Below are 20,328 nucleotides of genomic sequence, written 5' to 3'. Positions count from 1 at the left end.
AAGGCACATACAAAAAGACGCTAGGCAAAATGTTGTAACTTTAATGTTCCAAAAGCGTCTGTTTAACGGGTCATTCAGGCCCCTGGTTTTTTCTCATTTTGTGGATATCTCATGTTATCGAACAAGTCCTTGGCACTGGCGCTATGCCTCACTATTACTGGCTGTGCACAAACCCCACAAAATGATGCCGAGGGCGGGCATTGGTGGTCATTTGGCTCCGATAAGGCTGCTACCAAGGACGCAGTGAGCCAGGCCGACTCCAAACCGGATGCCAAGCCGGCGGTCGCGGCCAAGGCGCCAGCGCCGGTAGCACCGGCTGCTGCACCTGCACCGGTTGCGAAGGCGGATACCGGCTCCAGCTGGTGGCCGTTCTCGTCGAAAGCCGACGACGCCAAGGCAGACCTGAAGGCCGACCTCAAGGCGGCAACGCCTGCCTCCGGCGCCCCGGCTGATGCACCGGCCGCTGCACCTGCCGTTGCCAAGACGGATACCGATACCAAATGGTGGTGGCCGTTCGAAAGCAAGCCAAAGCCATTGGCCAAGGTCGACGTCGCCAACATCCCGATGCCTGATCCAAAAATCACCCAGGCCTGGCTGGACGACTACGAGCCACGCCTGCGTCTCGCGATCAAGGACAGCAACCTGCAACTGGAACGCCGTGACAACGTATTGGTGGTGATTGCCCCGGTTGATGGCTCCTACAACCCGAAACGCCCGGCGATGTTGCTGCCGGTGACCCTGGGTCCGTTCACCCGTGTTGCCAAGGCCGTTGAAGGCGATCCGAAGACCGCCGTACTGGTCCTGGGCCATGTAGATACCTCGGGTGCCGAGCCGGTGAGCCAGGCCCTGACCAAGGAACGTGCACAGTCCATCGCTTCGATCTTCAGCCTCAGCGGCCTGAAGCAGGACCGCCTGATGCTGCGTGGCATGGGCGACCTGATGCCGCGTGCCGCCAACGACAGCAACCAGGGCCGCGCCCTGAACCGTCGCATGGAAATCATGTTCACCCAGCGCACCACCATGCTGGCCTTGTTGAGCAAGTACAACTCGGCCAATCCGCCGAAGGCTGAAATGGTCGCTGTGCAGGACGTTCCTGCTCCAGCCGCTGCTCCGGTCAAAAAAGCTGCCGCTCCGGCGAAAAAAACCGTCGCCAAGAAAGCTGCCGCCAAGCCGGCTGCCAAAAAGGCCCCGGCCAAGCCTGCTGCTAAAAAGCCAGCACCTGCCAAGGCCGCCGCTCCAGCTGCTACCAACGACCAGGCGAAGAACTGATTATTTGAGCAAGAAGGATAAAGCCGCATGACCCAGGCACTGGCCGATATGCGCCGTGACTACACACGGGACGGTTTGAGCGAGGCCCAGGCCCCGGATGAACCGTTTGCCTTGTTCCACCAGTGGTTCGCCGACGCGGTGAAAACCGAACAGCCACCGGTGGAGGCCAATGCCATGACCCTGGCTACGGTGGACCAGGACGGTCGCCCGCACTGCCGGATCCTGCTGCTCAAAGGCCTGGATACACAGGGCTTTACCTTCTTCACCAATTATCAGAGCGCCAAGGGCGAACAACTCGCGGCGCGACCGTTTGCCGCCATGACCTTCTTCTGGCCGACCCTGGAGCGCCAGGTGCGCATCGAAGGTCGGGTGGTCAAGGTCTCGCCCGAGGAGTCGGATGCTTACTTCCGGGTCCGTCCCCTGGGTAGCCGCCTGGGTGCCTGGGCTTCACCGCAAAGCCGGGTAATCAGGGACCGCGAAGAGTTGCAGGCGCTGCTCAAGGCCACCGAACAACGCTTCAGCGATACCCAGCCTGATTGCCCCGAACACTGGGGTGGTTACCGCCTGCTGCCGGAGCGCATCGAGTTCTGGCAAGGCCGCGCGAGTCGTTTGCACGACCGCTTGAACTTCCGCTTGCAGGGGGCCGACTGGACCCGTGAGCGCCTGGCGCCCTGAGCCCACCTTTCGTCACCTCGCCTGAATGTAGCGCTGCACGCCGAAGTCTCTAGTCAGAGGCCTTGGATGGGTAGCGCTGCGCTGCGTTATGCGGCCGTTAGCTACAATGATGACAGCGTCCATCAAGATCCTGAGGGAGGTGGGAACGCTACCGTTCGTCGAGTTTTTCGGTACAGGTTCTCTGTACTAAGGCTGAATGAAAACAATTTTCTGCCCGGCATGCCGTGACAGGCGGCAAGCCACAGCGGTTTAATGGATACCTGTCCTTTGGAGTTGATGCTATGCGTAAGTCCGTTTTACTAGTTGCCTGCTTTACCACCCTGTCGCTGCTGCTGGGTGGCTGCGCCTCGAGTCTGACCGGCGACTCGTACTCCCGTGACGAAGCTCGTCGTGTACAGACTGTTCGCATGGGCACCATCGAATCCCTGCGTCCGGTGAAAATCGAAGGCACCAAGACCCCAATCGGCGGCGCTGCGGGCGCAGTCATCGGCGGCGTTGGCGGCAGCGCCATCGGCGGCGGCCGTGGCAGCATCGTGACCGCCGTTATCGGCGCAGTCGCCGGCGGCCTGCTGGGCTCGGCCACCGAGGAAGGCCTGACCCGCACCCAGGGTGTTGAAATCACAGTCCGCGAAGATGATGGCAGCATGCGCGCCTACGTCCAGGCGGTTCAAGAGAACGAAATCTTCCGCATCGGCGACCGCGTTCGCATCATGACGGTGGACGGAACCAGCCGCGTTACTCGCTAAGGGTAAGGTTGCAGGAAAAGAAAAACCCCAACCGGGTGGCCGGTTGGGGTTTTTTGTTGGGGTATATGTGGGATATCAGGTGAACATCTGAATGTCGTCAAGCGTGTCTTGTACGACTCCGCTCAGAGAAGGAGATTTCCTTTTTGCCTGTTGCAGTACGGGCGTAACTTTCGCCATGTCCAACTCGCCGAAACGGCGTGCAATGTGGCCTATCGCGATGATGGCAGCCGACGCGATGTCCTCGTTGTCATTGTTTGCGTACTTGAGACAGGTTTCTTGTGCCCAGATAGCATCTGTCTCGTTAAGGCCGATGGATATTAGAGCTTCTGTGACCTTGGTCAGGTCATTAGTGGCTATAAAGCTTATAGCTTCATCCTGACTTAAAGAAGGGTCGTGATAGCGCAAACTCATTTTTCGGCTCCCAGAATCTTTCCTTTTCGATCTGTTTTGTTCGCTTTTATTAAAGCATTTTTCATCTCTTGTCTTAGCTCACTCCACAGTCTCACATGACCGTGGTAAACGCCTTCTGAGGTGCGATCGATCACTACAAACTCTTTTGTGTGTGGGTCAATCCCTATGCGTCTACGTGAGTTTGGCGGATTCAGCTCTACCGAGTTATTAAGCGCATCCAGGCCGTTAGTCGGCTTTCTGCTTTTGACAGCGTTATCTTTTTTTCCGTGATAGGGGGCGTCCTCATACCTCAGGCTTACGACGATATACAGAGGTCGAATACCCGAACCCGCCGGAAACACCAGAATAAAATCCCTGTATTCCGGCGGATAGATCGGATCAACGATGATGTTGTCGGCCTTCTCGGTTGGCGGATACACCCAGATTTGCGGCGCCTGCGGTGCAGCCTCCAACGCAGGAATGCCGAGGGTGTCAGCGGGGTCGACAGCAGGCGTCCAGATCAGCTCGACGCCGTCGCCCAAGTCCGCGACCTGCTGCGTGCCGCGCTGGCCAAACTGCACGACATCAACCATTTCCCAGTCGCGATTTTTCCCGGTGTAGAAGGCGTATCCCTTGAGCGTGCCGTCAGCAAGTTGCTCGATATGCAGGCGGGCTCGGGTGCGTGCCCGTGGCATTGAGCGCAGTTGACGGTCGCTGTAAAGCGCACTATCGCCCAGGCTGGAGGGCCAGACGAGGGCTGCAACCCCAAGCATCAGTCCGGCCCCAGCTGTTCCAACACTCGCTGCGATGCTGGAGGCGCCACTAACCGCTGAGCCACCCAGTGCCAATGTCCCTAGCCCAGCCGGGAGTGCGCTGCCGCTGATCTTTTTGAGTGACAGCAGCCCCTCGATGTCCGTTTCACGACCACCCAGCAGAACGTGCTCGCCATAGTCTCCTATGGGGTCAAGCGGTACATAGCCGGATGGATTGTTGTAGTCGATGTGGGCGTCCGGCAGGTTGCAGGACTTGGCGAATACGCAGCCCGCGATGGGCAATGTTGCTGGCGGTCGCTCCACTTTGCGTCTGGCCTCGTAGACCTCCTGACGGGCAAGCATGGCTTCGTATGCTCGCTGCCTGGCCTCACGATCAGCCAGCTCGCGCTCGCTCATGTACTCGAGCCGACGGTAACCCCCCGTGCCGGTCCCGTAGCATCGCCAGACTTGGGGGATATCCTTGCTGTTTGCCATCGTGCCCTCCTGGCGTGTTGCATAACGACGTCCGGCGGCGGAGCCGGGAGCACGACGTTATTGCAAGCCGCGGAGGGGGGATGTAGGACGCTTCTGTGAGATGGCGCCGAATGGGCCGAGAGGAGACTGGAGCCGGCAAGCCGGCTCCAAAAGTGATTAGACCTGAGCGAGTGCCTGCTTGCGACTGGCCATCGCCGTTACTGCATACCCGATCAGCGCCGCCAGTATCGACCCGGTCAGGATGCCCATCCGGTCCATACCCGCGTATTCACTGCTGCCCGGCAAAAACGCCAGGGAGCCGACAAACAGGCTCATGGTGAAGCCGATGCCGCACAGGACCGCCACGCCCAGTACCTGGCCCCAGTTGGCGCCGGCGGGCAGTGCGGCAAGGCCGGTTTTTACCATGACCCAGGTGAAGCCCAGTACGCCAACGGTCTTGCCCAGCAGCAGGCCGGCGGCGATGCCCATTGGCACGTGGTGGGTGAAGCTTTCCAGGTTGACGCCCACCAGCGAGACGCCGGCATTGGCAAAGGCAAACAGCGGCAGGATCGCGTAGGCCACCCAGGGATGCAGGGCGTGTTCCAGGGTCAGCAGCGGCGATGGTTCGGCGTTTTTGGTGCGCAGCGGGATGCAGAACGCCAATGTCACGCCCGCCAGGGTGGCGTGTACGCCGCTCTTGAGCACGCAGACCCACAGGATCAGCCCGACAATCATGTAGGGCCCCAGCTTGACGACACCCAGCCGGTTCATCGCAATCAAGGCGATCAGGCATGCCGCTGCGCCGGCCAATGACGCCCCGGACAGGTCGGTGGAGTAGAAGATGGCGATCACGATGATTGCGCCAAGGTCGTCGATGATGGCCAGGGTCATCAGGAACAGCTTCAGCGAAACCGGCACGCGCTTGCCCAGCAGGGCCAATACGCCCAGGGCGAAGGCAATGTCGGTGGCCATGGGGATTGCCCAGCCACCCAGGGCGGCCGGGTTGTCCTTGTTCAGCGCCCAATAGATCAGCGCCGGCACGACCATGCCGCCGATGGCTGCCGCTCCCGGCAGTACTACTTGCGAAGGCTTGGACAGTTGGCCGTCGAGCAACTCGCGTTTGACCTCAAGGCCGATCAGCAGGAAGAACAGGGCCATCAGGCCGTCGTTGATCCACAGCAGCGCCGGCTTGGCGATTTTCAGGGCGCCGATTTGTGCGACCACCGGCACGTCGAGAAAACTCGCGTAGAGGTGCGACAGCGGTGAGTTGTTGATGATCAGCGCCAAAGCGGCAGCAGCGATCAGGAGCAGACCGCTGGCGGCTTCCAGCTGGAAGAAACGGGTGAAAGTGCTACGCAGAGGCAAGGGATGCTCTCCAATCAAAGTTCAATAGGTGGGTACCCTAACCCGTACCGTTAGTTGTTAAAACAAAAGTTATATTCTTATTTGTTATAAGGAATCGGTCTGATCACTTGCGCGCCAGACCCCGAAAATTGTGTGTCCAATTGAGTCATGACTGTATCTGTGTGGAGTGTAGGAAACATCCTAAGATCAGGTCTGAAATCCTTAGAGAAACCGATCATGAGCGACAACCGCCAATGGGCCCGCGAAGCCATTCGCATTATTGAAGCGGACTTCCAGCGTAGCGCCGACACCCACCTGATCCCCTTGCCAATGCAGGGTTTGCCAGGTATCGAGTTGTATTTCAAGGATGAGTCCAGCCATCCCACCGGCAGCCTGAAACATCGGTTGGCGCGTTCGTTGTTCCTCTATGCGTTGTGCAACGGCTGGCTCAAGCCCGGTGCACCGGTGATCGAAGCCTCCAGCGGTTCCACGGCGATTTCCGAGGCGTACTTCGCCAGGCTGTTGGGCTTGCCGTTTATTGCGGTGATGCCGGCCACCACTTCCCAGGAAAAGATTGCGCAGATCGCGTTCTATGGGGGCAAGAGCCATCTGGTGCAGGATCCGACGCAGATCTACGCCGAATCCGAGCGCCTGGCGCAGGAAAGCGGTGGTCATTTCATGGACCAGTTCACCTATGCCGAACGTGCCACTGACTGGCGCGCGAACAACAACATCGCTGAATCGATCTTCCAGCAACTGCGCTTTGAGCGTTATCCGGAGCCGAGTTGGCTGATTTCCAGCCCCGGCACGGGTGGCACCACGGCGACGTTGGGGCGTTATGTGCGTTATCGCCAGCACTGCACCCGAGTGTTGTGCGCGGACGCGGAGCGTTCGGTGTTTTTCGACTACTACCTGAGCGGCGACGCCAGCCTGCGCCTGGACTGTGGCTCGCGCATCGAAGGCATTGGCCGGCCACGGGTTGAGGCGTCGTTCCTGCCGAAAGTGATTGATGCGATGGTCAAGGTGCCGGATGCGCTGTCCCTGGCGGCCATGCATTACCTGGCGCAGCGCTTGGGGCGGCGAGTAGGCGGCTCAAGTGGCACCAACCTGATCGGTGCATTGATCGCGGCGCAGCAGATGAAGGCGGCAGGGGAGTCGGGCTCGATCGTGGCGATCTTGTGCGACGGCGGTGAGCGCTATGCCACGACCTATTACGATCAGGCCTGGCTGGCAGGGCAGGGGTATGAGTTGGAGGGTTTGATTGCGGCCGTTGCGGCGAGTGTCGAGCGGGGGCAACCGTTGCCGGAAAGCATCCTGCGCGCCAATATTTGAAACACCGCATTACCAATGTGGGAGCGGGCTTGCTCGCGAATGCGGTGGATCAGCCAATACATGATTCGGCTGATCCACCGCATTCGCGAGCAAGCCCGCTCCCACATTTGATCTGCTGCGTTTTCAGCGCAGTGGTTAAGCCTCCAGGCCCAACATATCCCGCGCCAGCGCCTCGGCAATCCGAATCCCGTCGACACCCGCCGACAAAATCCCACCGGCATAACCGGCACCTTCGCCCGCCGGGAACAGGCCTTTCACGTTCAGGCTCTGCATCGACTCGTTACGGGTAATCCGCAGCGGCGAAGAAGTGCGGGTCTCGATCCCGGTAAGGACCGCGTCGTGCAGCGAGTAGCCCTTGATCTGCTTCTCGAACGCCGGCAACGCTTCGCGGATGGCTTCGATGGCAAACTCCGGCAACGCCAGCGCCAGGTCACCCAGGGCTACGCCGGGCTTGTAGGATGGCTCCACGGTACCGATGGCGGTGGACGGCTTGCCGGCGATGAAATCACCCACCAGCTGCGCCGGTGCTTCGTAGTTGCTGCCGCCGAGGATGAACGCGTGGGATTCCAGGCGTTCCTGCAACTCGATCCCGGCCAGCGGGCCGCCCGGGTAATCCACTTCCGGGGTGATGCCCACCACGATCCCGGAGTTGGCGTTGCGTTCGTTACGGGAGTACTGGCTCATGCCGTTGGTTACTACGCGGTTCGGCTCTGATGTCGCCGCGACCACGGTACCGCCCGGGCACATGCAGAAGCTGTACACCGAACGGCCGTTCTTGGCGTGGTGCACCAGTTTGTAATCGGCGGCCCCGAGTTTCGGGTGGCCGGCGTACTTGCCCAGGCGTGCAGCGTCGATCAGCGACTGCGGGTGTTCGATACGGAAACCCACCGAGAACGGCTTGGCTTCCATGTACACGCCACGACCATGCAGCATGCGGAAGGTATCGCGGGCGCTGTGGCCGAGGGCCAGGATTACGTGCTTGGACAGGATCTGCTCGCCGCCATCCACCACCACGCCATTCAACTGGCCGTCTTCGATCAGCACGTCGGTGACCCGCTGCTCGAAGCGCACTTCACCGCCCAGGGCGATGATCTGCTGGCGCATGTTTTCCACGACGCCGGTCAGGCGAAACGTACCGATGTGCGGCTTGCTGACGTAGAGGATTTCGTCTGGCGCACCGGCCTTGACGAACTCGTGCAGCACCTTGCGACCGTGGAATTTCGGATCCTTGATCTGGCTGTAGAGCTTGCCGTCGGAGAAGGTCCCGGCGCCGCCTTCACCGAACTGCACGTTGGATTCCGGGTTCAGCACATTCTTGCGCCACAGGCCCCAGGTATCCTTGGTGCGTTGGCGCACTTCGCGGCCGCGCTCGAGGATGATCGGCTTGAAGCCCATCTGTGCCAGCAACAGCCCGGCGAAGATCCCGCACGGGCCAAAACCGACGACGATCGGCCGCTCGGTCATGCCTTCCGGCGCATGGCCCACGACCTTGTAGCTGATGTCCGGCGCCGGGTTGACGTTGCGGTCGTCGGCGAACTTGAGCAGCAGGGCCGCCTCGCCTTTGACTTCCAGGTCGATGGTGTAGATGAAGCACAGCTCCGACGATTTCTTGCGGGCGTCGTAGCTGCGTTTGAACAGGGTGAAATCGAGCAGGTCATCACTGGCGATGCCCAGGCGTTGCACAATGGCAGGCCGCAGGTCTTCTTCGGGATGGTCGATGGGCAGCTTGAGTTCGGTGATTCGTAACATGACAGGAATCCGGTAGGCGGCGGGCAAAGAGGCCGGCTGTTTTGCAAACCGGCGATTATAAGCCCCAACAGCGGTTTCCCGTCATGCTAAAACAGCGCAGGGCGCAATCAGTCGTCTCGCGAACCGCCGAACGACGCGCAACCGCGTTGCACCTGGCCGTTGACCCGAAGCTCAGCGGACATGTGCTGCAGGCTGCCGCTGGCGCTGTCGACACAGCGTTGCGGGGCCACCCAGAGTTCGATGTGCTGGTTATTCGCTTCGGTCATCAGGTTGAACCGTCCGTCGCCCGATTGCTCTTCCACATACGGCACGGCCAATGGTGGCTGGCCTTCGCGTTCCAGCACCATGCCCTTGGCGGTGACATTCATCGCCCAGGCCGGCTTGTGGCCGTTGGCCCGCAGGATCATGCGCTTGAAATCCGGGTCATCGCAGGCCGAGGTCGAGCGCTCGACGCGATACACCTGTTGCAGGTCCACCGTGCCCTGGGTGCCGCTGGCGACGCCGGAGAACTTGCCACGCAGGTCGGCAAACAGTGCGCCTTGCTGGCCGGCCAGGGAGGCGGCCTCCTGCAGGATGCTGGTGCCACCGGTGTCGTTGACCACGTAGTTGCGTTTGTCGTTGCAGGGCTGGAACAGCAGTTTGTCACCCTGCGCCGTCAACTCGCCCTGCATGCGGGTCATCCCGGCGAGAGAGGGCTTGGCCGGCTCGTTATCGAACATCTGGCAGGCGGCGAACAGGGGCAACAGGGCAAACAAGGCTAGGGTACGGGCGGCACGCATTATCGGGTCTCCTGATAAGTGCCGCCACGTTACGCAGGCTGGCGGTGCATCACAAGCCCGGGACACAGGTTGAATAAGGTGTGCCGGGGGCGATCATCCCTGCTGGGACTTTTCCTATAGAGGGATGTGAACGGTCATGGGAACGTCTTTCTCTTTTATTCGGAAAGCCGCGATGACTATTCGATGGAATCTGTGGGGGCTGTTACTGGTGACGGGTTCTGCACTGGGCAGTGAACCGGCGCGGCTGGAGTACTCCTCTGCCACTGACTTTACCGAGATCTCGATCACCGTGAAGAGGACGCCTGACAGTAGCCCGGACTTTATTTCGGTCAATGTCACGCTGAGCCCGGAGGCCAGGGCCCGCACGGCTGCAATTACTTTACTGGCTTACAACAAGCAGGTTTCGACATACGTAGACGGCTACAACGTGAGTGATGGCGCCACTGTCATGGGTGTGCTGAACACACGAGAAATACAGTTTTCCGTCCCCCAGGACATGCTCCGTAAATGGATGCCCTGGGTTCAACGGTGACGGCTTTTCAGGCTGGTCAACCAACGATAAACGTCTGCCCGGTCTGCAAGCCTTCCACGCTTTTCGCGTAGGCCAGCGCCACGTCTGCACCCGGAGCCGGTTTGTACCCACGGAAGTACGGCGCGTAGCTGCCCATGGCTTCCAGCAGGACGGTAGGGCTGACCGAGTTGATGCGCAGGCCGCGGGGCAGTTCGATCGCAGCGGCTTTCACGAATGCATCCAGCGCGCCGTTGACCAGGGCAGCCGAAGCACCGGTGCGAATCGGATCGCGGTTGAGAATGCCGCTGGTGAAGGTGAACGACGCGCCGTCATTGGCGAACTCGCGGCCAATCAGCAGCAGGTTGACCTGGCCCATCAGCTTGTCTTGCAGGCCCAGGTCAAAATCGGTTTCGCTCATGTCGCCCAGGGGCACGAAGTTGACGCTGCCGGCGGCGCAGATCAGTGCGTCGAATTTGCCGGTCTGTTCGAACAGTTTGCGGATCGAGGCGCTGTCGCTGATATCGACCTGGAAGTCGCCACTTTTGCGACCGATGCTGATCACTTCATGCCGTTGGGACAGTTCTGCCTTCACCGCCGAACCCACGGTACCGCTTGCGCCAATCAACAGGATTTTCATCGTGCCTTCCTCCAGATGTTTAGGTGAGGTTTCAGTCTAGAGTGATTTTTTGCGCGGATAAGTGCACTAATAGGCAACCTTTGGTTTTCAATTGGAAACAATCCATGAGCGAAATGGATGACCTCGCCGCGTTTGCCGTGTTGATCGAAGCCGGCAGCTTTACCTTGGCGGCCCAGCAACTGGGCTGCAGCAAAGGGCAACTGTCCAAGCGCATCAGCCAGTTGGAAGCGCAGTTTTCGGTGGTGTTGTTGCATCGCACCACCCGCCGCCTGAGCCTGACGGCGGCGGGTGCGGCGCTGTTGCCGCAAGCCCAGGCGTTGGTGGTCCAGGTGGAGCGGGCACGTCAGGCATTGGCCAGGCTCAAGGATGATCTCGTCGGCCCGGTGCGTATGACGGTTCCGGTGTCCCTGGGCGAAACCTTCTTCGACGGTCTGTTGCTGGAGTTTTCCCGGGAGTACCCACAGGTGCAGATCGAGTTGGAACTCAACAACCAGTACCGGGACCTGGCGCGGGATGGCTTCGACCTGGCGGTACGTTCGGAGGTCGCCAACGACGAGCGTCTGGTCGCCAAGCCGTTGCTCGCCTGGCACGAGATGACCTGCGCCAGCCCGGCTTACCTGGAACAGCACGGCGAGCCGCTGACGCCGGCGGAACTGGTGGGCCACAACTGCTTGCTGAACAGCCACTACAGTGGTCGTGAAGAGTGGCTGTATCACCAGCAGCATGAGCTGCTGCGGGTTCGGGTATCCGGGACCTTTGCCTCCAACCATTACAACTTGTTGAAGAAGGCTGCACTGGTGGGGGCGGGCATCGCGCGCTTGCCGTCCTACGTGCTGCACGCGGAATTGGCTGACGGTCGCCTGCGCTGGCTCCTGCGGGATTATCAGACCCGCAGCATGCCGATGTACCTGGTCCATCCGTATCAGGGCGGCCTGCCGCGCCGCACCCAGGTACTCGCAGATTATCTGGTGGGCTGGTTCAAGCGCAGCGGCGAAGCCCTCGATCGCCTTTAGCGGTAGCGTCGCGCAATCAGGTGATCAATCGAGAAGCTGCCCGGCCCCTTGGCCATCAACAGCAGCAGCAATGCGATCCAGGTGCCGTGGGTCGGGTAGGCGTCCGGGTAGACGAAAAGCTGGATGGTCAGGGTCATGCCCAGCAGCGCCAGCGCCGAGAATCGCGTGGCAAACCCCACGAGGATCAGCACCGGGAAAAAATGCTCGGCGAACGCAGCCATGTGCGCCGCCACTTCCGCAGACAGCAGCGGCACGTGGTATTCGCTGCGAAACAGCGGCAGGGTGGACGGCGCCAAGTGCGGCCAGCCCAGTTGGAACGTGCCGCCGATCAGGTCCACGGCGAAGCCTTCGACCTTGGTCTGTCCGGATTTCCAGAACACCGCCGCGATAGAGAAGCGTGCGACAAAGGCGATCAGGCTGTAGGGTATTTTCTCGAAGCACTGGATGATCCGTTGGATCAGCCCGGGAGCGGTGGTGTTCATGGCGATACCTTGGGTTCTGTGTGCAAGTGGGTGATGGCGCCGTGACCGATCAGCAGGGCCAGGCATTGGTGCAGGTCAAATTCGGCGGCCGCATCGAGGGCGTAGGCCACGGCCATTTCCAATGGCCAACCGTTGTTCAGGCTGTTGATAAACGTCGCTGAGCCGCTGTCGATGTGAAATACCTGCACGTGCAGGCCATTGCGTAGCACCAGCGTGCTTTGGGCATGGAAGGGGTCGAGGGTGGCGAGGGATTCGCCGGTCTGATGCGCCGCCCATAAAGCCACCACGGCGTAGGCCGAGTTCAGGGTGGCCAGGGATGGATGCAGTTGCAGGCGCAGTTCGCCCAGGTCCGACTGTTGTTGCAGGGTGGCGATGACCTCCTGTTGATCCAGTGGCTGTGCGTCTGCCGCGTGGTAGGCCCTCACCCGCAATCGCTCCAGGCGCGCCACATCAGCCAGGTAAGGCACGCTGGCGGCGGGCGCGAAGCCCTGGATAAAGTCCGCCAGGTCGCTGCCGTACTCATTGATCAGAGGGCTTGTCGGCGGGAAACCCTGGACATACACACCGGCCATCGCCCGAAAAAACTCATCGCCCACCAGTTGCAGGGTGACCGGGTAGCCGGCGGCCAGCGCGTTGATCAGCGAGCTATGGACATTGTTGCGATACACCGCAAAACGACCGGCCGGATCGGCGCCGTTGCGGCTGAACAAGCCTTGCGGGCAGTTTTCCTCGGGGGACAGCAGGGCGCGGCTAAAGACGTCCTGGCGGCTCATGCACGCACCTCCAGCAGAAACCGGTCGGCCTCGCGTGCTTCAGCGTGCAGCACGCTGAACGCCGGCACCTGGTTGTCGCGCTCGATCAGCGTGGCGACCGGCCCGGTGCGGCTGAGCACGTGCTGGTAGAGCTGCCATACCGCGTTGTCGATGGGGGCGCCGTGATCGTCAATCAGCAAACGGTCGCCGAGGCTGTCGGTGTCTTCGGCAAACCCTGCCAGGTGAATCTCGCCCACGGCGTGCAGCGGCAAGGCCTCGATGTACTTCAGCGGGTCTTGCTGATGGTTGATGCACGACACATACACATTGTTCACGTCCAGCAGCAGCCCGCAGCCGGTGCGGCGAATCGCTTCGCTGATGAAGTCGGTCTCTTCCAGGGTGGAGCACTGGAATTGCAGATAGGTCGACGGGTTCTCCAGCAGCATGGTCCGCTGCAGGCGGGTTTGTACCTGGTCGATGTGTTCGCACACCCGCTTCAGGGTTTCATCGTCATACGCCAGCGGCAGCAAATCATTGAGAAACACCGGGCCGTGGCTGGACCAGGCCAGGTGTTCGGAAAAGGAGTGGGGTTGATAGCGTTCGATCAGCGTGGCCAAGCGCGCCAGGTGCTCGTCGTTCAGCGGACCTTCGCCGCCAATGGACAGGCCTACACCGTGCAGCGACAGCGGGTACTGTTCGCGGATCAAGCCCAGGTAGTGATGGAAAGGCCCGCCGGCCACCATGTAGTTTTCGGCGTGGACTTCAAAAAAACCGATATCGGGGGACGTCTCGAGCACTTCACTGAAGTGCTCGTTCTTGAGCCCCAGCCCGGCCCGAGGGGGGAGGCCGGGCGCCTGAGCCTGGGAGATGGAGTGGGTGAATGAGAGCGTCATCGTCAGTACTCAGGCTGTGCAGGGTTTCAGGACTTGGCGGTGAAGGCAGCTTCCTGGCCGAAGCCGGTTGGCGAGGTGGTGCTTGGGGTTTTCAGGCAGGTACCGGCCGGGACCAGTTTCCAGGCGTTGGCCTGATCCTTGACCTTCGAGGTGCCCGCGCAGGAAGTGCCCGCGCCTGCAGCGCAATCGTTCTTGCCGGCTTCGGCTACACCGAAGCATTTCTGCATGTCATCGGCGGCGTGGGCGGTGGTGGTCAGGGCGGACAGGCTCAGGGCCGAACCCAGGGCCAGGACGAGGGTGGCGGCGGACAGCGAGCGGGTTTTGGTAGTCATGGTGTATCTCCAGCAGTGGGTTGAGTTGGCAAGCATGTTCGCCTGCTTACACCACTAGAGAAAGGGGGAAGGGATTCGTTACAAAGCCGGGGAAAATAATTTCAGGTTTCGCCAAAGTCTTTGGTTCACACCAAACAAATGTGGGAGCGGGCTTGCTCGCGAAGGCAGTGGGTCAGTCACCAAACAAGTTGGCTGATCCACCGCCTTCGCGAGCAAGCCCGCTCCCACAAAAGCCCGCTCATACATTGACCAGATGGGCATCAACCGCCCAGATAAGCCTCACGTACTTTCGGATCGGTCAGCAGTTGTTCGCCGCTGCCCTGCATCACCACTCGGCCGTTTTCCAGCACGTAGGCGCGGTCGGCAATCTTCAGCGCCTGGTTGGCGTTCTGCTCCACCAGGAACACCGTCACACCGTCCTTGCGCAGCTGTTCGATGATGTCGAAGATCTGCTGGATGATGATCGGCGCCAACCCCAGGGACGGTTCGTCCAGCAACAACAGCTTGGGCTTGCTCATCAGCGCGCGGCCGATGGCGAGCATTTGCTGTTCGCCGCCGGACATGGTGCCGCCGCGCTGGCTGAAGCGTTCCTTGAGCCGCGGGAACAGGTGCAGCACCTTGTCCATCTGCTCCTGGTAATCGCCCTTGTCGGTGAAGAACCCGCCCATGGCGAGGTTCTCTTCCACGGTCAGGCGGGCAAATACCCGGCGGCCTTCCGGAACCACGGCAATGCTCTTGCGCATGATCTCGGAGGAGGCCTGGCCCACCAGCTCCTCACCCATGTAGCGGATGCTGCCGCTGTGAGCCTGGGGCGAACCGCACAGGGTCATCAGCAGCGTGGATTTACCGGCACCGTTGGCGCCGATCAGGGTAACGATTTCGCCCTGGCGCACTTCCACGTTGACGCTGTGCAGCGCCTGGATCTTGCCGTAGAAAGTGGAAACGTTTTCGAATTGCAGCATTTTACGCTTCCCCCAAATAGGCTTTGATCACTTCCGGGTTGTCGCGGATCTGCTCCGGCGTACCGTCGGCCAGTGGCGTGCCCTGGTTGATCACGACGATATGGTCGGAAATGCTCATGACCAGTTTCATGTCGTGTTCGATCAGCAGCACGGTGGCGTTGTTTTCTTCACGCAGCACACTGATCAGCGCCTTGAGGTCTTCTGTTTCCTTCGGGTTCAAGCCGGCGGCCGGTTCGTCGAGCATGAGGATCCGCGGGCGGGTCATCATGCAGCGGGCGATTTCCAGGCGCCGTTGCTGACCGTAGGCCAGGGTGCCGGCAGGACGGTTGGCAAACTCGGTGAGGTTGACCTTGTCCAGCCAGTACGCTGCATATTCCATGGCCTCGCGCTCGCTCTTGCGGAACGACGGCGTCTTGAACAGGCCGGCAAAGAAGTTGGTGTTCAGGTGGCGATGCTGGGCGATCAACAGGTTCTCGACCGCCGTCATGTCCTTGAACAACCGCACGTTCTGGAAGGTCCGCACCACGCCCTTGCGGGCGATCTCGTGGCCGGCCAGGCCCTGGATCGGCTGGCCGTCCAGCAGGATGGTGCCGCCAGCCGGCTTGTAGAAGCCGGTCAGGCAGTTGAACACCGTGGTCTTGCCGGCGCCGTTGGGGCCGATCAGGGCCACGACTTGTTTCTCTTGCACGGTCAGGGCCACGCCGTTGACCGCCAGCAAACCGCCGAAGCGCATGCTCAAGTTTTCGACTTTCAGGATCTCGCGGCTCATTTGCGCAGCTCCATGTGGGGACGTTGCATGGGCAGCAGGCCTTGAGGTCGCCAGATCATCATCAGCACCATCATGGCGCCGAACATCAACATGCGGTATTCGCTGAATTCACGCATCATTTCCGGCAGCAGGATCATCACGATCGCCGCGAGGATCACGCCGAGCTGCGAGCCCATGCCGCCCAGTACCACGATGGCGAGGATGATTGCCGACTCGATGAAGGTGAACGACTCCGGGGTCACCAGGCCTTGGCGCGCGGCGAAGAAGCTGCCGGCGAAACCGGCGAAGGTGGCCCCTAGGGTGAATGCCGAAAGCTTGATGACGGTCGGGTTCATGCCTAGTGCACGGCAGGCGATTTCATCTTCGCGCAACGCTTCCCACGCGCGACCGATCGGCATGCGCAGCAGGCGGTTGATCACGAACAGCGCCGCCAGTGCCAGCAGCAGGGCCACCAGGTACAGGAACACCACTTTGCTCACCGGGTTGTAGTCGATCCCGAAGTACTCGTGGAACGTCTGCATGCCTTCGGCCGCGGTGCGGTCGAACGTCAGCCCGAAGAACGTCGGCTTGGGAATGCTGCTGATGCCGTTGGGGCCGCCGGTGATATCGGTGAGGTTACGCAGGAACAGACGGATGATTTCACCGAAGCCCAGGGTCACGATCGCCAGGTAGTCACCGCGCAAGCGCAGTACCGGGAAGCCCAGCAGGAAGCCAAATGTGGCCGCCGCCATGCCGGCCAGTGGAAGGCAGATCCAGAAGCCCCAGCCCAGGTAATGCGAGAGCAGCGCGTAGGTGTAGGCACCCACCGCGTAGAAGCCCACATAGCCCAGGTCGAGCAGGCCGGCGAGACCCACCACGATGTTCAGGCCCAGGCCCAGCAACACGTAGATCAGGATCAGCGTCGCGATATCCACCGCACCACGGGAGCCGAAGAACGGCCAGATCAACGCGGCCACGATCAGGCCGATGATGATGTAGCGCTGGGTGCGCGGCAGGGTCAGGAACTGGCTGACCTTGGGCGATACCAACGGGCCACGGTTGGACTTGAGGAGTGCCCCGACCTGCTGAGTGAACAGCACGCGCAGGAACATCAACACCGAGCACAGGGCAATGATGGTCAACGTCACGGGACCGGTGCCATGCACTTCAAGGTTGATCCCGACAATGCTCAACTTGAGCCCGAGTACCGGGAAGGCCACGGCCCAGACCAGCAAGGCGCTGAAAAACGCCGATTTAAGATATCTGCTCATACTTTCTCAACCTCCGGACGGCCCAGAATGCCGGTCGGCCGGAACAACAGCACCAGAACCAATAGACCGAATGCCACCACGTCCTTGTACTGGTCACCGAATACGTCGGCGCCAAAGGCTTCAGCCACCCCCAGCACCAGCCCGCCGAGCATCGCACCCGGAATGCTGCCGATGCCGCCCAATACCGCTGCGGTGAAGGCCTTGAGGCCCACCAGGAAACCGGCGTTGGGGTTGATCACGCCGTACTGCATGCTCAGCAATACGGCAGCGATGGCCGCCAGTGCGGCACCGATGACGAAGGTCAGGGCGATGATGTTGTTGGTGTTGATGCCCAACAGGTTGGCCATCTTGATGTCTTCGGCGCAGGCCCGGCAGGCGCGCCCCAGACGGGAGCGGGAGATGAACAGGGTCAGGCCGAGCATCGCCACCAGGGTGACGACGAAGACCAGGATCTGCATATAGGAAATCAGCACTTCCTGTGCGCCGCCTGGGCCGAAGGAGATGCTCCCCGGGATCAGGTTGGGAATGGATTTGTCCTTGGAGTCCTGGGACAGCAATACGGTGTTCTGCAGGAAAATCGACATGCCGATTGCGGAGATCAGCGGGATCAAGCGGTTGCTGCCACGCAAGGGGCGGTACGCAACGCGTTCGATACTGTAGCCATAGGCACTGGTTACGACGATGGACGCCAGGAATGCGGCGGTCATCAACAGCGGCAGGGAATGGATACCCAGCATGGCCAGCCCGGCAAGGGCGATGAAGGCCACGTAGGAACCAATCATGTACACCTCGCCATGGGCGAAGTTAATCATTCCAATGATGCCGTAAACCATTGTGTAGCCAATGGCTATCAAGGCATAGGTGCTGCCAACGGTCATGCCGTTAACCAGCGTTTGGAAAAAATGATAGATCTCAGGCATTACAGCGCTCCTAAAAACCCGATACGCATTTCACTGGTGGAGTCAATTTCCGGCTCGGTGCCCTGTTCTGTGATCAGGTTGCACAAAGCGTTTGCCAGCGAACCGCTGGTGACGGTTTTAAGATTTTCAGGTGAGCCAGCGCCCGGATCGCGGGTGACAGGCCCATAAACCTCGTAAAACAAAGCCCACTGCTTGCACAGTGGGCTTGTTGACCAGTAACGCCTGGCTTACTGAGGGGAAACTTCGGTTTTTGGTTTGCCGAAGTGCCATTCGTAGACCACGAACTTGAAGTCCTTCAGGTCGCCCTTGGCGTCGAAGCTCAGGTCGCCGGTCGGGGTCTTGAAGGTACCGGCGTGGATGGCAGCAGCCACCTTGGCGGTGTCTTCGCTCTTCGCGGCAGCGATACCGCCGGCGATCACTTCAACTGCCGAGTAGGCCGGGAACACGAACGGACCGGTTGGGTCCTGCTTGTTCTTGGTGAACTCTTCAACGATTGCCTTGTTGGCAGGATCGGTGTCGAAGGATTTCGGCAGGGTAACCAGCAGGCCTTCGGAAGCGCCCTGGGCGATTTGCGAGATGGAGTCGTTGCCGACGCCTTCAGGGCCCATGAACTTGGCGTTCACGCCTTTTTCCTTGGCTTGGCGCAGGATCAGGCCCAGCTCAGGGTGGTAGCCGCCGTAGTAGACGAAGTCGACGTTGGCTTGCTTGAGCTTCTGGATCAGCGAGCCGAAGTCTTTGTCGCCAGCGTTGATGCCTTCGAAGAGGGCAACTTTCACGCCTTTCTTCTCGAGGGTTTGTTTAACGGCGGTGGCGATGCCTTCACCGTATTGCTGTTTGTCGTGGATAACGGCTACGACTTTCGGCTTCACGTGGTCGGCGATGTAGTTACCGGCGGCAGGGCCCTGGGCGCTGTCCAGGCCGATGGTGCGGAAGACCAGCTTGTAGCCACGGGACGTGATTTCCGGGCTGGTGGCAGCCGGGGTGATCATGATCACGCCTTCGTCTTCGTAGATGTCGGATGCTGGCTGAGTGGAGCTGGAGCAAAGGTGACCGACCACGAACTTGACGCCGTCGTTGACCACTTTGTTGGCTACGGCCACGGCTTGTTTTGGATCGCAAGCGTCGTCGTATTCCTTGGCTTCGAGCATTTTGCCATCTACGCCGCCCTTGGCGTTGATGTCGGCGATGGCCTGCTTGGCACCCATGAACTGCATGTCGCCGTACTGGGTCACAGGGCCGGTTTTAGGGCCGGCAATACCGATCTTGATGGTGTCAGCTGCGAACGAATGGCTGGCAACCCCGGCCAGGACCATAGCGGCAAACAGTTTGGAAATCTGCTTAGTAGCCTTATTCATAGTGCTCCACTCTTACTGTTGTATTTTTTATAGTTCTAGCGGCCTTGTGAGCTGCAGAACCGGATCAGATATCTCGGATATCCCCCGGCAGCGGCCTGGCAACTGTACCGGTACAGTGTAGAGCGCCGGTTGATCGCTTGAAAAGCTGGCTGCTGGGGGCAAAACCCGGGTATGTCGCTTAAATGAAAGAAAAAGACAGAATTGCGGCGGGGTGATGCCAGAGTTTCGGGCAATCCTTGGCTTTCCTGACACTTTCGTTCGGTGCCTCATTTGCAACTGGGTTTTTCTGCCTGGGGCTCGACGGTATGATTGCGCCGATTTTTTCTTCAGGTGAACTCCCATGACGCAAGAACCTAGCACCCTCTATGCCAAGCTGCTTGGTGAAACTGCCGAAATTTCCTGGAAGGAGCTTGAGCCGTTCTTTGCCAAGGGTGCCCTATTGTGGGTCGACGCCGGGCTGGATTTGATCGAGGCCGCCGAGGGCATGGCTGAGGACAACCGTGAGAAAGTCGCTGCCTGGCTGGCTGCGGGGAGTCTTGGCGAGGTGTCTGCGACGCGGGCATTGGACCTGGTTGAGCGGGACCCGAGTTTGTGGGCGGTGGTGGTTTCGCCGTGGATTCTGATCCAGGAAAGGGCAGTGTAGGAAATGCATGCGCGAAAAAGGTGCGTGATTTTTCCGAGTTTAAGTGTGTAGGCGGGTAACTGCATTTGCGGTGATGGCACCTTGCCGTAGAGAAAGGTCACAGGCGGGGGTTACGTGCGCGTCATGGGAACAGTTTTGGTAGCGGCGGAGTGCGGGGGGAATTGTTTCTGGGTGTGAGTTTTTTTGAGTACATATCCGTTATTTAGGTAACGGCTACTTATGGTTCCGCTCTTACAGCGGSTCACTTTTGAACAGCGCAAAAGTAAGCAAAACGCTCTTGCCCCACCACTCGGCTCCTC

General features: G+C 60.2%; 23 protein-coding genes. 7 read left to right on the top strand and 16 right to left on the bottom strand.

Features of this window, described 5'->3' with window-relative positions:
• Positions 1-111 precede the first annotated feature (111 nt).
• From A462_RS26790 to A462_RS26800, 3 genes are all read left to right on the top strand, one after another.
• Positions 112-1,269: an OmpA family protein gene (locus A462_RS26790; protein ID WP_032898895.1), complete on the top strand. Its 1,158-nt coding sequence runs from the start codon at positions 112-114 to the stop codon at positions 1,267-1,269.
• A 27-nt stretch (positions 1,270-1,296) separates the two neighbouring features.
• A complete protein-coding gene (gene pdxH / locus A462_RS26795) occupies positions 1,297-1,944 on the top strand; it encodes a pyridoxamine 5'-phosphate oxidase (protein ID WP_008432090.1) in 648 nt (215 codons plus the stop codon).
• Positions 1,945-2,225: 281 nt separating this feature from the next.
• Positions 2,226-2,690 carry a glycine zipper 2TM domain-containing protein gene (locus A462_RS26800; RefSeq protein ID WP_003189251.1) on the top strand — a complete coding sequence of 155 codons (465 nt, stop codon included), beginning with the start codon at positions 2,226-2,228 and terminating at the stop codon, positions 2,688-2,690.
• A gap of 75 nt (positions 2,691-2,765) precedes the next feature.
• Here the strand turns inward: A462_RS26800 and A462_RS26805 are convergent, their stop codons facing one another.
• The 3 genes from A462_RS26805 to nhaA all read right to left on the bottom strand — a co-directional run bounded on the left by A462_RS26805 (position 2,766) and on the right by nhaA (position 5,671).
• Positions 2,766-3,101, bottom strand: a complete 336-nt coding sequence (locus A462_RS26805; protein WP_008432085.1) for a hypothetical protein — start codon at positions 3,099-3,101, stop codon at positions 2,766-2,768.
• Positions 3,098-4,327, bottom strand: a complete 1,230-nt coding sequence (locus tag A462_RS26810) for an S-type pyocin domain-containing protein (RefSeq protein WP_008432082.1) — start codon at positions 4,325-4,327, stop codon at positions 3,098-3,100. Before A462_RS26810 ends, A462_RS26805 begins: the two co-directional genes overlap by 4 nt.
• Before the next feature lie 156 nt (positions 4,328-4,483).
• A complete protein-coding gene (nhaA, locus tag A462_RS26815; protein ID WP_008432080.1) occupies positions 4,484-5,671 on the bottom strand; it encodes a Na+/H+ antiporter NhaA in 1,188 nt (395 codons plus the stop codon).
• Positions 5,672-5,884: 213 nt separating this feature from the next.
• On the opposite strand from nhaA, the gene A462_RS26820 reads away from it, so the two are divergent.
• On the top strand, positions 5,885-6,982 hold the full coding sequence (locus A462_RS26820) for a PLP-dependent cysteine synthase family protein (protein WP_173406096.1): 1,098 nt from the start codon (positions 5,885-5,887) through the stop codon (positions 6,980-6,982).
• 135 nt (positions 6,983-7,117) lie between these two features.
• Here the strand turns inward: A462_RS26820 and A462_RS26825 are convergent, their stop codons facing one another.
• Both A462_RS26825 and A462_RS26830 read right to left on the bottom strand, forming a co-directional pair.
• Positions 7,118-8,731 carry an NAD(P)/FAD-dependent oxidoreductase gene (locus A462_RS26825; protein WP_008432075.1) on the bottom strand — a complete coding sequence of 538 codons (1,614 nt, stop codon included), beginning with the start codon at positions 8,729-8,731 and terminating at the stop codon, positions 7,118-7,120.
• Positions 8,732-8,838: 107 nt separating this feature from the next.
• On the bottom strand, positions 8,839-9,510 hold the full coding sequence (locus tag A462_RS26830; protein WP_003211681.1) for a COG3650 family protein: 672 nt from the start codon (positions 9,508-9,510) through the stop codon (positions 8,839-8,841).
• A gap of 172 nt (positions 9,511-9,682) precedes the next feature.
• Here A462_RS26830 and A462_RS26835 point away from each other — a divergent pair, with 172 nt between their 5' ends.
• Positions 9,683-10,042: a hypothetical protein gene (locus A462_RS26835; RefSeq protein WP_003211679.1), complete on the top strand. Its 360-nt coding sequence runs from the start codon at positions 9,683-9,685 to the stop codon at positions 10,040-10,042.
• 16 nt (positions 10,043-10,058) lie between these two features.
• Here A462_RS26835 and A462_RS26840 read toward each other — a convergent pair whose 3' ends face one another.
• Positions 10,059-10,658: a short chain dehydrogenase gene (locus tag A462_RS26840; protein ID WP_008432071.1), complete on the bottom strand. Its 600-nt coding sequence runs from the start codon at positions 10,656-10,658 to the stop codon at positions 10,059-10,061.
• Between the two features lie 104 nt (positions 10,659-10,762).
• Here A462_RS26840 and A462_RS26845 point away from each other — a divergent pair, with 104 nt between their 5' ends.
• Positions 10,763-11,671 (top strand): LysR family transcriptional regulator, encoded by a 909-nt coding sequence (locus A462_RS26845; protein WP_003211675.1) that lies wholly within the window; start codon positions 10,763-10,765, stop codon positions 11,669-11,671.
• Here the strand turns inward: A462_RS26845 and A462_RS26850 are convergent.
• The 10 genes from A462_RS26850 to A462_RS26895 all read right to left on the bottom strand — a co-directional run bounded on the left by A462_RS26850 (position 11,668) and on the right by A462_RS26895 (position 19,386).
• A complete protein-coding gene (locus tag A462_RS26850; protein WP_008432068.1) occupies positions 11,668-12,153 on the bottom strand; it encodes a DoxX family protein in 486 nt (161 codons plus the stop codon). The genes A462_RS26845 and A462_RS26850 overlap by 4 nt on opposite strands.
• A complete protein-coding gene (locus A462_RS26855) occupies positions 12,150-12,926 on the bottom strand; it encodes an HvfC/BufC N-terminal domain-containing protein (RefSeq protein WP_008432066.1) in 777 nt (258 codons plus the stop codon). Before A462_RS26855 ends, A462_RS26850 begins: the two co-directional genes overlap by 4 nt.
• On the bottom strand, positions 12,923-13,798 hold the full coding sequence (gene bufB, locus A462_RS26860) for an MNIO family bufferin maturase (RefSeq protein WP_008432064.1): 876 nt from the start codon (positions 13,796-13,798) through the stop codon (positions 12,923-12,925). Before bufB ends, A462_RS26855 begins: the two co-directional genes overlap by 4 nt.
• 26 nt (positions 13,799-13,824) lie before the next feature.
• A complete protein-coding gene (locus A462_RS26865) occupies positions 13,825-14,130 on the bottom strand; it encodes a BufA1 family periplasmic bufferin-type metallophore (protein WP_003211666.1) in 306 nt (101 codons plus the stop codon).
• Positions 14,131-14,390: 260 nt separating this feature from the next.
• Positions 14,391-15,092 carry an ABC transporter ATP-binding protein gene (locus A462_RS26870; RefSeq protein ID WP_003211664.1) on the bottom strand — a complete coding sequence of 234 codons (702 nt, stop codon included), beginning with the start codon at positions 15,090-15,092 and terminating at the stop codon, positions 14,391-14,393.
• Position 15,093: 1 nt separating this feature from the next.
• Positions 15,094-15,861, bottom strand: coding sequence for a high-affinity branched-chain amino acid ABC transporter ATP-binding protein LivG (livG, locus tag A462_RS26875; protein ID WP_003211663.1), 768 nt, complete (start codon positions 15,859-15,861; stop codon positions 15,094-15,096).
• The gene (locus A462_RS26880) at positions 15,858-17,111 is read right to left on the bottom strand and encodes a high-affinity branched-chain amino acid ABC transporter permease LivM (RefSeq protein ID WP_003211661.1); all 1,254 of its coding nucleotides are present in this window, start codon (positions 17,109-17,111) and stop codon (positions 15,858-15,860) included. Before A462_RS26880 ends, livG begins: the two co-directional genes overlap by 4 nt.
• Positions 17,108-18,031, bottom strand: a complete 924-nt coding sequence (gene livH / locus A462_RS26885; protein WP_003211659.1) for a high-affinity branched-chain amino acid ABC transporter permease LivH — start codon at positions 18,029-18,031, stop codon at positions 17,108-17,110. The genes A462_RS26880 and livH overlap by 4 nt, the downstream gene beginning before the upstream one ends.
• Positions 18,031-18,213, bottom strand: a complete 183-nt coding sequence (locus A462_RS34195) for a hypothetical protein (RefSeq protein WP_003211657.1) — start codon at positions 18,211-18,213, stop codon at positions 18,031-18,033. Before A462_RS34195 ends, livH begins: the two co-directional genes overlap by 1 nt.
• A 45-nt stretch (positions 18,214-18,258) precedes the next feature.
• On the bottom strand, positions 18,259-19,386 hold the full coding sequence (locus A462_RS26895) for a branched-chain amino acid ABC transporter substrate-binding protein (protein WP_003211654.1): 1,128 nt from the start codon (positions 19,384-19,386) through the stop codon (positions 18,259-18,261).
• A gap of 340 nt (positions 19,387-19,726) precedes the next feature.
• On the opposite strand from A462_RS26895, the gene A462_RS26900 reads away from it, so the two are divergent.
• On the top strand, positions 19,727-20,029 hold the full coding sequence (locus tag A462_RS26900) for a DUF2288 domain-containing protein (RefSeq protein ID WP_003211652.1): 303 nt from the start codon (positions 19,727-19,729) through the stop codon (positions 20,027-20,029).
• Positions 20,030-20,328: the final 299 nt, after the last annotated feature.

This window comes from Pseudomonas sp. Ag1 (assembly GCF_000278565.1).
GTDB lineage: Bacteria > Pseudomonadota > Gammaproteobacteria > Pseudomonadales > Pseudomonadaceae > Aquipseudomonas.
This window is presented reverse-complemented; position numbering and strand designations above follow the sequence as displayed.